11 protein-coding genes are annotated in these 12,880 nt (G+C 71.5%); 4 read left to right on the top strand and 7 right to left on the bottom strand.

Features of this window, described 5'->3' with window-relative positions; all coding sequences use genetic code 11:
* Window positions 1–11 precede the first annotated feature (11 nt).
* The gene (locus Aau02nite_RS32190; RefSeq protein ID WP_212992367.1) at window positions 12–494 is read left to right on the top strand and encodes a GNAT family N-acetyltransferase; all 483 of its coding nucleotides are present in this window, start codon (window positions 12–14) and stop codon (window positions 492–494) included.
* A 6-nt stretch (window positions 495–500) separates the two neighbouring features.
* On the opposite strand, the gene Aau02nite_RS32185 is transcribed toward Aau02nite_RS32190, so the two are convergent.
* Both Aau02nite_RS32185 and Aau02nite_RS32180 read right to left on the bottom strand, forming a co-directional pair.
* Entirely contained in the window at window positions 501–1,703 is a 1,203-nt protein-coding gene (locus tag Aau02nite_RS32185) for an ATP-binding protein (protein WP_212992366.1), read from the bottom strand.
* A 90-nt stretch (window positions 1,704–1,793) separates the two neighbouring features.
* Window positions 1,794–2,492, bottom strand: a complete 699-nt coding sequence (locus tag Aau02nite_RS32180; protein ID WP_212992365.1) for an LppU/SCO3897 family protein — start codon at window positions 2,490–2,492, stop codon at window positions 1,794–1,796.
* Between the two features lie 173 nt (window positions 2,493–2,665).
* Here Aau02nite_RS32180 and Aau02nite_RS32175 point away from each other — a divergent pair, with 173 nt between their 5' ends.
* The gene (locus tag Aau02nite_RS32175; protein WP_212992364.1) at window positions 2,666–3,367 is read left to right on the top strand and encodes a prepilin peptidase; all 702 of its coding nucleotides are present in this window, start codon (window positions 2,666–2,668) and stop codon (window positions 3,365–3,367) included.
* A 40-nt stretch (window positions 3,368–3,407) separates the two neighbouring features.
* Here Aau02nite_RS32175 and Aau02nite_RS32170 read toward each other — a convergent pair whose 3' ends face one another.
* From Aau02nite_RS32170 to Aau02nite_RS32150, 5 genes are all read right to left on the bottom strand, one after another.
* The gene (locus tag Aau02nite_RS32170; RefSeq protein ID WP_212992363.1) at window positions 3,408–6,626 is read right to left on the bottom strand and encodes a UvrD-helicase domain-containing protein; all 3,219 of its coding nucleotides are present in this window, start codon (window positions 6,624–6,626) and stop codon (window positions 3,408–3,410) included.
* A 67-nt stretch (window positions 6,627–6,693) separates the two neighbouring features.
* Window positions 6,694–8,064, bottom strand: a complete 1,371-nt coding sequence (locus Aau02nite_RS46795) for a metallophosphoesterase (protein ID WP_438841194.1) — start codon at window positions 8,062–8,064, stop codon at window positions 6,694–6,696.
* Between the two features lie 56 nt (window positions 8,065–8,120).
* Window positions 8,121–8,360, bottom strand: coding sequence for a MoaD/ThiS family protein (locus tag Aau02nite_RS32160; RefSeq protein WP_212992362.1), 240 nt, complete (start codon window positions 8,358–8,360; stop codon window positions 8,121–8,123).
* A gap of 38 nt (window positions 8,361–8,398) precedes the next feature.
* The gene (gene moaA / locus Aau02nite_RS32155; RefSeq protein WP_212992361.1) at window positions 8,399–9,406 is read right to left on the bottom strand and encodes a GTP 3',8-cyclase MoaA; all 1,008 of its coding nucleotides are present in this window, start codon (window positions 9,404–9,406) and stop codon (window positions 8,399–8,401) included.
* A 157-nt stretch (window positions 9,407–9,563) separates the two neighbouring features.
* A complete protein-coding gene (locus Aau02nite_RS32150) occupies window positions 9,564–10,445 on the bottom strand; it encodes a fructosamine kinase family protein (protein ID WP_212992360.1) in 882 nt (293 codons plus the stop codon).
* Between the two features lie 56 nt (window positions 10,446–10,501).
* On the opposite strand from Aau02nite_RS32150, the gene Aau02nite_RS32145 reads away from it, so the two are divergent.
* Together Aau02nite_RS32145 and Aau02nite_RS32140 are read left to right on the top strand one after the other, a co-directional pair.
* Window positions 10,502–11,005, top strand: a complete 504-nt coding sequence (locus Aau02nite_RS32145; protein WP_212992359.1) for a GNAT family N-acetyltransferase — start codon at window positions 10,502–10,504, stop codon at window positions 11,003–11,005.
* 95 nt (window positions 11,006–11,100) lie between these two features.
* Complete coding sequence (locus Aau02nite_RS32140; protein ID WP_212992358.1) at window positions 11,101–12,768, top strand: DUF4192 domain-containing protein; 1,668 nt, start codon at window positions 11,101–11,103, stop codon at window positions 12,766–12,768.
* Window positions 12,769–12,880 lie beyond the last annotated feature (112 nt).

Raw genomic sequence — 12,880 nt, 5'->3', positions numbered from 1 at the left:
GGTTTCGGGACATGACAGAGGTGCGCATCGAGCAACCCGAGGATGCCGACGGCGTCCGTCGTCTGCTGGAGGCGGCGTTCGACGGTGAGGCGGAGGCCCGGCTGGTCGCGGCGCTGCGGCCGACCCACGCCTGGCTGCCCGAGTTTTCCGTCGTGGCCGAGGAAAACGGTCGCCTGGCCGCATTCGCCCTGCTCAGCAGAGTGATGGTCGGCGGCGAGGAGGCGTTGGCGCTGGGACCGGTCGCCGTTCTGCCCGAGCGGCAGCGGCAGGGACTGGGCACCAGCGTCGTCCGCGATGCGCTGCGGCGGGCCACCGAGGCGCGGGAACGGCTCGTGCTGGTGCTGGGGGACCCGGCGTACTACCGGCGGTTCGGGTTCGTGCCGGCTGCGCCGTACGGGATCACCAGCGAATGGTCCTCGGCCGGCGACGCCTGGCAGGTCCTGGCGCTGCGGCCGATCGAGGCCCGCTACCCGTCGGCCTGGCGCCTCGTCTGAGCCCCGCTAGGGCTGGGTCCGCAGATACCGTCCGAAGTGCGGCACGGTGAACGCCACCGTCCCCCGCTCACCCGAGTAGATCAGGCCCTTCTTGATCAAGGCGTCCCGGGCCGGCGACAGGCTGGCCGGGCGGCGGGACAGTGCGGCGGCGATGTCGGCGGTCGGCACCGCGGCGTCCATGTCGTTGCCCGAGTCGCCGGAGAGCGAAGCCATCGCGCGCATGTACTCGCGTTCGGCCGGGGTGGCCCGCTCGAAACGGGAGCCGAAGAAGCCGACAGCCAGCTCCGCCTCGGCCTCCGGTGCCGCCACCCGGACGTCCTCCGCGGTCACCGGCGAGGTCGGCGCGTGGTCCCAGGTCGCCTTCCCGTACGCCTGCACGAAGTACGGATATCCGCCCGACTTGTCGTAGAGCAGGTCCAGCGCCTTGGGCTCGTACTCGACGTCCTCGCGGGCGGCCGGTGCACACAGGGCGAGGTCCGCGGCGATCCGGTCGAGGCGGTCGATGCGCTGGTACCGGAAGAGACGCTCGGAGTAGGACTTCGCCGCGGAGAGCACCGCCGGCAGGTGGGGCAGACCGGCGCCGACGACGATGAGCGGGGCGCCGAGCTGGGACAGCTCATGGCAGGCGGCGCAGAGCGCGGACACGTCGGTCGGCCCGAGGTCCTGCATCTCGTCGATGAACAGAGCGATCCCGGTGCCCACGTCCGTGGCCAGCGACGCCGCGTCGGTGAACAGCTCGACCAGGTCGATCTCGATGTCGCCGGAGTCGGCCCGGCCGCGGGCGGGCGGCACGTCGATGCCCGGCGTCCAGCGGTCGCGCAGCTTCGCCGAGGAGTCGTTGGCCCGCAGCGCGAAGGCCTTGAGCACGGCCAGCACCTCGTCGACGCGTTCCGGGTCGCGGTGGTGCGGGGTCAGCTCGCGGATCGCCATGTGCAGGGCGGCGGAGACCGGGCGGCGCAGCGACTGGTCCGGCCGGGCCTCGATCTTGCCGGTGCCCCAGAGCCGGCCGATCGCGGCCGAGCGCAGGGTGTTGAGCAGCACGGTCTTGCCGACGCCGCGCAAGCCGGTGAGGACCAGACTGCGTTCGGGGCGGCCCCGGGCGACGCGTTCCAGGACGACGTCGAAGGCGTCCAGCTCACGGCCGCGCCCGGCCAGCTCGGGTGGGCGCTGGCCGGCGCCGGGCGCGTACGGGTTGCGGACCGGATCCACGGATAGCACCGTATCGGGCTCTCTAGCCGAAAAGCTAGAGTTCGCAATCGAACACTCTCTACGACTGTCTAGCGTTTGGGCTAGATGACGCTAGTCGACGCCATACTCCTTGAGGCAGAGCACGAAGTCGAGGCTGTCGAGCTCGCTGTCGTAGAAATACCACTTGGTGTACTTCTGGACCTTGCTGCACTTGGACTCGGCGTCGGCCTCGCCCGTCGTGCGGCCGTCGACGCGCCTGAGCACCTGGTAGGTGCCGCTGGCGCACGCCACGATCTTGAGGTCGGGGCTGTCGTCCGCCGTACCCTCGTTGCGCACGCACTGGCCCTTGCCCACGAAGCGCGCGTCCTCGCTGCTGCGCGGCTCGGGCACCGAGCCGTTGGTGGCGCTCGCCGCCGCGGTGGGCTGGGCCGACGCCCCGGTCTGGGGATTGCCGGCCCGCTGGACCAGCCAGCCCGCCGTGGCCAGCCCGCCGACGATGAGCAGACCCAGCACGATCACGAGCGCGATGATCGGGGTGTTGCGCTTGCGCGGCGGTGGCGCCGGCGGCTGCTGCCACACGGGCGGCACGCCGTTCATCGGAGCGACGGGATAGCCGCCGTGGAAGTTCGCGGAATTCTCCTGCGAGGGCGGCACCGACATCGGCTGGCCGCCCCAGGCGGTCTCGGGCACCGGCGACGAGTGCGTCGCGGCGTCACCCCACGGATCGGCCGGCTCCGTGTACGGCTCGCCGGAACCCGGCTGTCCGCCGGCCGACCAGCCCTGGCCGGGGTAGGGGCCGTTCTGCGACATCGGGGTTCCTCCAGGCGCGGGATCGCTGTACGCCACCGTAGCGTGCACGCCTCGCTCGTTCTCTCCCGGAATCGCGCCGAGCTGGGCTCAACTCGGCTACAACGGGGCCATTCGCCTCGTCTGTCGGCAACGCGACCCGCGCGGGGGACGCCGGAGCACTACCGTTCAGCCCCATGTCGTTCTCGGTGACGGTTTGTGCGGCGGTCTTCGGCGGCGCGTCGGCCGCCTTCGTCCCCCGGGCGGCGCACCGCCTGGCGGTGCCCCGCGGCAGCCGGCCGAGATCCACCTGCGCCGGCTGCGCGGTCACCCTGGCGACCTGGGTACGGGCCGGAGCAACGTGCGACTGTGCCCGGTCACCGGTGTGGACCTGGGCGACAGGTGCGCTGGTCGCGGGCACACTGGGGGCCACGATCGGCCCGGCTCCCCTGCTGCTGGTGCTGCTTCCGGCGGCGCTGCTGGGCATCCTGCTGGCGGTGATCGATCTGCGCTGCCTGCGGCTGCCGGACCCCCTGGTGGCCTTGCTGGCGGCAGCCACGGTGCTGCCGCTGAGCGCCGCCGCTGTGCTGACCGGCGAGCCGGCCCGCCTCGGCCGGGCAGCCCTGGCGGCACTCCTCAGTGGCCTGCTGTATCTCATCATCGCTCTGCTCCCCGGCGCCGGCCTCGGCCTGGGCGACGTCAAGCTCGCCACGGTCCTCGGCTTCACGCTGGGTTTCCTGGGCTGGCCGGCCCTGATGGTCGGGCTGCTGGCGCCCCATCTGATCAACGGTCCGGTAGCCCTGACCCTCTTGCTCACCCGCAGAGCAAAACGCCGGACGGCGCTTCCGCTGGGTCCGGCCCTGCTGACCGGCGCGTTCCTCGGCTGCCTGGTCACCTGATCGCCTCATGGTCCTCGCCGGCCGGCGGCGCGCCGCCCGCTCAGAGGAGCCGCAGCTGCCGGTCCTTGGGGCGGGACGGGACGGCATCGCCCATGCGCTCGAAGAGGCCGGCGTCGATCGCGTCCAGGAACGGCGTCGGTGACTGCTCGCGTTCCTTGCCGTGCCGGAAGCGCCGCGCCGTATGGCTCACGTAGAGCCGGTCCTGGGCCCGCGTCAGCCCCACGAAGAACAAGCGCCGTTCCTCGGCCGTCTCGTCATCGGTCGGCTTGCCCCCCGGCCAGCGCAGCGGCAGCAGCCCGTCCTCGCAGCCGACCAGGAACACGACCGGGAACTCCAGCCCCTTCGCCGCGTGCAGGGTCAGCAGGTTGACCGCCTCGGCGCGCGGGTCGAGCGCGTCCACCTCGGCGCCCGTGGCGATCTCCTGCAGGAAGCGGGGCAGGTCCTCGCCGATCCGGTGGGCGAGCGGCATGAGCAGGTCGGCAGCCGCCCAGACGTCCTCCGGCGCCAGCTGCTCGGCGTCCAGGGTCGGCGCCGCGTAGCGCTGGGCCAGCACCTGCGCGGTCAGCTTGACGCGCGCCGCCAGCGATCCGCCGAGGCCGTCGGCGTGCCGCAGCTCGCGCGCGATCACCTGCACCCCGGGCCGGTCCCGCAGGCGGTTGTGTGACCGCTTCTGCACGGGTACGCCGGCCCGCGACAGCGCGTCCACCACAGCCTGGGCCTGAGAGTCGGTGCGGTACAGCACCGCGATGTCCGCGAAGGACAGCGTGCCCGGGGCGACCGCGCGGGAGTCGACGCGGCCGGAGTCGAGCGAGCGGTGCGACAGACCGCCGACCAGCTCGTCCACGGTGCGGACCACGAAGTCCGCCTCGTCCGCCACGCTGCCCGCGAAATAGCGCCCGACCAGGGGCGACTCGGGGTTGACCCGGGCCGGGTCCAGACGGCGGCCCTGGACCAACGTGGTCGGCGCGATCGCCTGCACGGCCGCGGCCAGGATCGGCGCCGACGAGCGGTAGTTGCGGGTGAGCCGCACCAGCCGGGCGTCGGTGAAGTCGCGGCTGAAGCGCAGGAAGTAGCCGACGTCGGCGCCGCGGAAGGAGTAGATCGCCTGGTCGGGGTCGCCGATCGCGCACAGGTTGCCGTCCGCCGGGGCGAGCAGGCGCAGCAGCTCGTACTGCACGTCGTCGACGTCCTGATACTCGTCCACGAAGATCCACTGCCAGCGCTTGCGGTAGCGCTCGACCAGCTCCGGCTCGTCCCGCAACAGGGCGACGGGCATCGTGAGCAGGTCGTCCAGGTCGACGAGGTCCTGCTGGCGCAACAATTTCGCGTACGCCTGGTCGTCGTCGCCGGCCTGCTCGCGGGCCGCGGCCCGCTCCGCGTCGTCGGCGATCCGCCAGCTCGCGCCCAGCCCGGCCGCCTTGGCGTTCTCCTTGAGGATGGTCAGCCCGAGTGAGTGGAACGTGCCCACCGTGATGTCCTCGGCCACGTCCGGGATGAGGGCGTCGAGCCGGTGCCGCATCTCCTCGGCGGCGCGCCGGGTGAAGGTGATCGCCAGGCAGCGTTCGGGAAAGACGCCCAGCTCAGCACAGAGGTACGCGATCCGGTGGGTGAGCGTGCGGGTCTTGCCGGTGCCCGGCCCGGCCACGATGAGCAACGGGCCGCCGGGCGCGGAGGCCGCGACCCGCTGCATGGCGTCGAGACGGTCGAGCAGCCCGGTGCCGACCTCTTCCATCCCGGCCAGCATCGGCTCGAACGGCTCGTGCGGGCTGACCGGCGGCGGCAGCGGCGGGGCCTTCTTCTTGGGCTCCTTGGCGGCCTTCGGCACCGGGGCGCGCCCGATCGCCGGCTCGGCCTTGCGCTGCTGCGGCACCGGTACGGGGATCATGTCGAACAGCGTCTCGGCCTGCGGCGCGCTCTGCTTGTTGCGCAGTTCGCCGGGCTCGAAGAGGGTGATGACGCCGTACTCGCCGTCGTACCCGGAGATCCGCCGCACGTCGCCGCGCCGCAGCCGGTCGATGGCCTCCCGCAGCTGCTCGCCGCCCGCCTGGCCGATGTCGTCGAGCGGGACGTGGCGCAGGATGTCCAGCTCGGCGCCGAGCGTGGCGACCACGTGGTTGAGCTGCCCGTCGACGGTCTTGGACTTCGGGCCCACGCCGTTGATCTCGCCGAGGATCTCGGCGAGCTGGATGAGGTGGACGACCTGCTGGTCCCGCTCACCACCGTCGGTGCGGTCGGCCAGCTCCTCGATGCGGTTGAGCACGCCGACGGTCAGCGGCTTGCCGCACTCGGGGCAGCGACCGCCGTGCTCCCGGGTCTGCTGGGGCGCCCAGTTGATGCCGCAGGCCCGGTGCCCGTCCGCGTGGTACTTGCCCTCTTCGGGGAAGAACTCGATCGTGCCGGCCAGGGTCTCGCCGGCCTTGATGGCGAAGTAGTCGGGCGTGCCGGCGAAGAGCGTCGCCTCCCGGGCCAGCGCCGCCGGCGAGTGCGCGTCCGAATTGGACACCAACCGGTAGCGGTCGAGGCTGGAGACCCGCCAGTTCATCGCCGGGTCGGAGGAGAGGCCGGTCTCCACGGCGGTGATGTGCTCGGCCAGGTCGGCGTAGCAGTCGGCGATGGCGTCGAAGCCGGACTTGGACCCGAGCGCGGAGAACCACGGGGTCCAGATGTGCGCGGGGACGAGGTAACCGTCCGGGCTGGCCTCGAGCACGATCTCCAGCAGGTCGCGGGAGTCGAGGCCGAGAATCGGGCGGCCGTCCGCGGTGAGGTTGCCGATCCGGCCGAGCGCGGTGTTGAACCGGGCGGCGGCGGCCAGGTCGGGCAGGTAGATCAGGTGGTGCACCTTGCGGGTGCGGTCGTCGCGTTTGTAGATCGTGGAGATCTCGACGCTGAGCATGAACCGCGCGTCTTTGCTGCTCTGCAGGATCGGCGGCAGCCGGCGACTGACTTCCCGCTCCGCGTCGGCGCCGAGCCGGTAGAGACCGGGCTCGTCGGCCGGGACCAGATTCTCCCGCAGATGGTCGAACCAGGCGGGATGCGTGAAGTCCCCGGTGCCGAGCACTGCGATGCCCTTGCGCCGAGCCCACCAGGCCAGGTTCGGCAGGGTGAGGTCGCGGCTGCAGGCCCGCGAATACCTGGAGTGGATGTGCAGATCCGCGACGTATGTGTCCGCGGTGTCCGAGGACCCTGCGCTAACCGAGGGCACGCTGCATCCTGTCACGAGCGCCCGGCACGCCACGAGCCGCCACGCGCGAAGTGACATAACCGATCCACGATTGAATCCTGCGGAGATGTGCCCCGTGGCTCAGCGCAACCCCCGAGATTCACTGCTAAGGGGTACGCAACTCGATGACCGAGACCTGCGGCGGCGCCCCCACCCGGACCGGCGGCCCCCAGAAACCGGCGCCGTTGGTGACGTACACCGGCACACCGTCGACCTTGCCGAAACCGCTCACCACCGGCTGCTCGAGCTTGACGAGCAGATTGAACGGCGCCATCTGACCGCCGTGGGTGTGCCCGGAAACCTGAAGGTCGACTCCGAACGGAGCGGCGTCCTGGGCGACGACGGGCTGATGAGCCATGAGCACAACGGGACGGTTGGTGTCGCGGTCCCCGAGCGCCCGCTGCAGATCCGGCCCGTCCCCGAACTCGACGCCGCCGATGTCATTGACCCCGGCCAGGTCGAGCCCGTCCAGCTCGAGCCGCTCGTTGCGCAGCGGCTTCACCCCGAGCCGGGCCACCTCGGCGATCCACTCCTGATAACCGGAGTAGTACTCGTGGTTCCCGGTGACGAAGTAGGCGCCACGGCGCGACTGGATGCCGGCGAGCGGCGCGGCGGACCGGCCGAGCTCGGCGACACTGCCGTCCACCAGGTCGCCGACGACGCAGACGATGTCGGCGTTAACGGAATTGATGAGCCGGACGATCCGGGCGGCGTGGTCGGTGCCGGTCAGCGGCCCGAGATGGATGTCGGAGACCACGGCGAGCCGGGTGCCGTCCATGGCGCGGGGCAGTTTGGGCATGGGGAGCTGGAACCGGTCCAGCTGAGGGGGGCCGAGGGCGGTCTTCACGCCGTATCCGGTGATGCCGGCGGCGGTGAGGCCGGCGAAGATCGCTGCGCCCCGGGCGAGGAGAAGTCGCCGGTCGATTCCCTTGGGGTCGGGGGAATCGGTGCGGGGGTCGGCGGGGGTGGCGCTGTCGGTGCTCGCCGAGCCGAGGGGGGTGGCGCTGTTTGCGGCGCCGCTGTTGCCGCTCGCGGTGCCGGGGGCGGCGCTTGCCGAGCTGGCGGTAGCGCTGTCACCGGGGGCGGGTGCCGCGCCGACTCCCGCGCCCGCGCCGACTTCCGCGCCGACTCCCGCGCCCGGTCCCGCGCCTGCGCCCGGTCCCGGGCCCGCTCCTGCGGCCTGCGTCGCGGTCACTTCGGTAGCGGAGTCCGTCTGTGCCGGGGCGGTGCCTCTGCTCGTGGCCCGGATCCAGAGGTTGATCACCAGGCGCGGGATCTCGAGGACCGCCAGCGTCACGAGCAGGTAGAACATCAACGCGATCCACAGGTAGCCCGGCCAGGCCAGCCACTCGACGTACCCGAACCGCACGCTGAGCAGCGTGGCCGGCACCAGCACGGCCAGCACGGTCGTGACGATGCCGCCGACCCGGCGCACCCGCCCGGGGCGGAAAGCATCCCGCACCAGCCGCTTCCACAGGTAGAAGTGGATCAGGCCGATGGCGACGAAGACGAGCGCGACGAACGCGATCAAGCTCAACCCCCAGCAAACGGCGGCAGGACGTCTACCGTCGCGCCGGCGGGCAATGCCGCTTGTCGATCATGACAGGACAGCCCGTCCACCAGGAAACTGGCCGCCTTCAATACTAGCGCGAGCCGCTCGCCGTGCCGCTCGGCCAGAACAGTGGCGAGGTCATCGAGCGACTCGGCCGCGATGCGCTCCGACGAACAACCCGCAGCCGCCCGCGCCCCCGCGAAGTATCTGATTTCAAGCACGACGCGTCACCTCCCATCGTCCTGCACCGGTCGCCATGTCAGCCGCCGATCGCGGACATCGGACGGGCCGGCTGGAGGAAGGACGGATCGTCGATGCCGTGACCCGCTCGCTTGCCCCACATCGCGGCTTGCCAGGCCTTGGCGATGTCCGCGTCCGGTCGGCCCTCGCGAAGCAACCCGCGCAGGTCCGATTCCTCGGTGGCGAACAGGCAGTTGCGGACCTGACCGTCCGCGGTGAGCCTGGTGCGGTCACAGTCGCCACAGAAAGGCCTGGTCACACTGCCGATCACGCCGACCCGTGCCGGGTTGCCCGCCGCGTCGACGTACCCGGGCACGAGCCAGGTCTCGGCCGGCGCTGTTCCACGTGAAACCGAATCGGGTAGCAACCCGTACGGCTCGAGCGAGGCCAGAATCGCCTCGGCGGTGACCATCTCGTGCCGGTCCCACTGGTGCTGGGCGTCGAGCGGCATCTGCTCGATGAACCTCAGCTGATACCCGTGGTCGAGCGCGAAGCGCAGCAGCGCCGGCGCCTCGTCCTCGTTGACCCCGCGCATGAGCACAGTGTTGATCTTCACCGGAGTGAGCCCGGCCCGGGCCGCGCCCGCCAGGCCCTTCAGCACGTCAGCATGCCGGTCGCGGTAGGTGAGCTCCAGGAACCGGGCCGGCGATAGCGTGTCCAGCGAGACGTTGACGCGGTCCAGTCCGGCGTCCCGCAGCGCCCCCGCCATCCGGTCGAGCCCGATGCCGTTCGTGGTGATGGAGAGCTTCGGCCGCGGGGTGAGCGCGGCGGCCGCGGCGATGATGCCGGTCAACCCGCGCCGGATCAGGGGCTCCCCGCCGGTGAACCGCACGCCGGTCACGCCGAGCTGCTCGACGGCGATCCGGATCAGCCGGCTGACCTCGTCATCGGTGAGCTGCTGCTCGCGCGGCATCCACGCGAGGCCCTCCTCGGGCATGCAGTACGAACAGCGCAGATTGCAGCGGTCGGTCAACGACACCCGAAGGTCAGTCGCAACCCGCCCGAAGCGGTCAGCGAGCACACTCATGTCGACCCCTCACCCTGCCGGTCGCCCACGCTGGCGAAAGCTCGGTGCCACCCGGATCGCCCGGCACGCTCGCTCATTGATCGAAGGTAGCGCTCGGATCTGAGTTTTGGCGTCGCGCGGTTTGTGGTGGAGGGCACGCTGAACCTCCATCGCGCGCTCAATTCCGCAGCGCAGCGTCGGCCGTCGACCGCACGGCGCCCCGGTACGCCCCACCAAATGCGGCCGCGTGCACTAGCAAAAGGTGCAATTGGTGCACGGGTACGCGCTCGCGCCAGCCGTCCGCCAGGGGCCACTCCTCCGCGTACGCCCGCAAGATCGTCTCCAGATGTGGCGCCCCGCCGAACAGCGCCAGCTGGGCCAGGTCGGTCTCCCGGTGTCCACCGTGCGCCGCCGGATCGACCAGCCAGGCCCGGCCGCCGGCGCCCCACAGGACGTTCCCCGGCCACAGGTCGCCATGGATCCGGGCCGGCGCTTCGTCCCCGCCGTACCCCTCGATCCGCAGGATGACCTGCTCCACAGCCGCGACGTCCGCCGCCGAGAGGGCGCCGCTGTCGGCCGAGATCTTCAGGTACGGCCGCAGCCGCCGCTCCGCGAACCACGGCCCCCAGGGCCCGGCGGACGGCGTGTTGTCCTGAGCCAGCGGCCCGATGAACCCCGGCCATCGCGCGCCGAAGCTCTCCGCGCCACCGCGATGCAGCCCGGCCAACTCCCGCCCGAAGCGTTCGGCGGCCGTGACAGAGGGCGGCCCGGAGTCGATCCATTCCAGCGCGAGCATGTCCGCGAGCGCCACTATCACCTCCGGGATCGGCACGGTCCGCGTTTCGCGCAGCCATTGCAGTCCCGCCGCCTCGGTGGCGAAGAAGTGCTCGGGTGCGCTGCCGGACGGCCACGTCTTGGTGAACAGCGACGTGCCGTCGTCCAAGGTCAAGCGGGATGCGGTGCATACGTCACCGCCCCCGACGGGTGTTTCCCGGATCCGCTGATGGGTGAGAAATGTCGGGAGATGCTGGGGGTGCGCGCGCAGGTACGCCAGATCCACCGCCTTATCTTCCACTTCGGGTTACGGCGTGCCCGGATCGGAGTCAAAATGTCGGCATGACACCTGTCGCGGTGCGTTCGTACCGGCCGAGCGACCACAGCGCTGGTCGCCGCCTGTGGTCGGAGCTGACCAATCAGCACAACCAGATGTACGGCGATGCCGCCAACGATGCCGGCGCGGGTTTCGAGGAGTACCTCACCCGGCTGGATCTGAGCGGGCTCTGGGTCGCCGACCATGCCGACGACGGGGTGATCGGCCTGGTCGGGCTCATCATGCGGGGCCGTGCCGGCGAGGTGGAACCGGTGGTCGTCACCGGCTCGCACCGGCACAAGGGGGTCGGCCGCAAACTGCTGCGCCACGTCGCCGCCGAGGCGAAGAAGCGCAACATGGTGTCGCTGACGATCTCGCCGTCGTCCCGCAACGTCGACGCGATCCGCAGCCTGCACGCGGCCGGCTACGACGTGGTGTCGTCGATCGAACTGACCATGGACCTGGACCGGCATGCCCATGACTGGCAGCAGGACGGGCTCGAGTTGCATGAGTTGCAGTTTCGCTCCTGAGCCGACGTCGTGGGGAACGCCTGTGGATAACCGGGTTATCCACAGGCACCGGTTTTGGCCGACGGCGGCGGGCCGGATTCGGCCAGGCTGCCGGCATGAAAAAGCAGAAGGTCAGTTCTCCGGCTGAGCTCATCTCCGCCGTGCCGTTCCTGATCGGCTTCCACCCGGCGGACAGCCTCGTCGTGGTGGCGACACAGGGCGCGCTGATCACCTTCGCGGTGCGCATCGACCTGCCCGAACACAACACACCCGAGGAAGAGGCCCGGGCGGCGGTGCTGCACCTGGCGACGATCGTCCTGCGGCAGGAGGCCGAGGCGGTCACGATCCTCGGGTACGGCGAAGAGCGCCGCGTGGCACCGGCGGTGATGCGCATCTCGGACGCGTTCCGCAAGGCCGGCGTGGCCATCGTCGACGAGCTGCACGTGGAGGACGGCCGGTTCCGGTCATACCTGTGCACGGACGCGTCTTGCTGCCCGCCCGAGGGTCAACCGTGCGAGCCGCAGGACAGCGTGATGGCGGCTGAAGCGACGTTCGCGGGAGCGGTGGCTCTGCCGGATCGCGAGGCGCTGGAAGCGCAGCTCACCCCGGTGACCGGCGACGACCGCGACGCGATGACAGCAGCAACGGCACGGGCGGTCCTGCGCCTGGCCGCTCTCGCTGTCGAACGCCCGTCACCACCGGAATCCGTAACCCCCGGCGGCCCGCAGCCCGACGCCCCGCAGCCCAACATCCCGGAGCCCGACGCCCCGCAGCCTGCCGGCCCGCGGCCCGACGCCCCGCAGCCTGCCGGCCCGCGGCCCGACGGCCCGCAGCCGGACGCCCCAGAGCTGGACGCCCGGGAGCCCGACAGCTCCCAGCGCGTCGGCCAGCAGCAGGAAAGCCGCGACGATCTCACCCCGAATCTCCGCTTCCACGACGGGAAGCCCACAACTGGCCCGGCGACGGCTTCGGGGTGGAACCGTCCTGGAACCGTCGAGCTGCGCCTGGGCAGCGTGCTGTGGGCGAGCCTCGGCCTGGCCATGCCCCTTCCGGACACGCCCGACACGGTCGCCGAACGCCCGGACCTGGTGGCGGACGAGGATCACTTCTTCGCTCAGGTGCGACGGGCCGGCCGGTTCACGGTGCGGGAGGCCGAGCGCTGCTACAGCGCCGGCGGGCGGCTCAGCGACGACGACGTGGCCTGGCTCGGCTTGCTTCTGCTGCATGTGCCGGTCCGCGACTACGCCTGGACCCGGACCAGGACCGATGACTGGGAGCTGGCGCTCTGGTCCGATCTGGTGCGCCGGGTGGAGCCGCGCTACCGGTCGGCGCCGGCGGGCCTGCTGGCCTTCGTGGCCTGGCGTAAGGGACTGGGTCCGCTGGCCAGCGTCGCAGTGCAGCACGCCCTGGCGTACAAGGATGACTACCAGCTCGGGGTGCTGGTGCGGGCGGCGATGACCACCGGGCTGCCGCCATCGGTGCTGGACGGCTGGCCGGCGGTGGAGGGCCTGCCTCCGGTGGCCGACTTCGCTGAGTCGGAGGAACCGGACGACGCCTCCAGCCCGGCCCAGTCATCCCCCGGTGCGACCCGCTCGCCGCTGGCCGAGCCGCAGCGGGACAGCCGGGATTTGTCACGGCCGTCCGGCGACGAGGTGCAGCCGGACGCCGGCAAGCGCCGCGAGAAACTCCCGGTCCGTGTGGGGCCCGACCGGCCCGGCGAGCGACCGGGAAAGCCGGAAAGACGAGTTCAGAAACCCCGCCGCGCCGCCCACCGCCGGGTTTGATCAGGCTGTGCCGCCCACCGCGGGGTCTGACCGGCTGCGCTGCTCATTGCCGGGTCCGACCCGCAGACCGCGCCCCGCCGGACCATCCCGTGACGCAGGAGGATGGCCCGGC

Origin of the sequence: Actinoplanes auranticolor (genome assembly GCF_018332655.1) — a bacterium.
Classification (GTDB): Bacteria; Actinomycetota; Actinomycetes; order Mycobacteriales; family Micromonosporaceae; genus Actinoplanes; species Actinoplanes auranticolor.
This window is presented reverse-complemented; position numbering and strand designations above follow the sequence as displayed.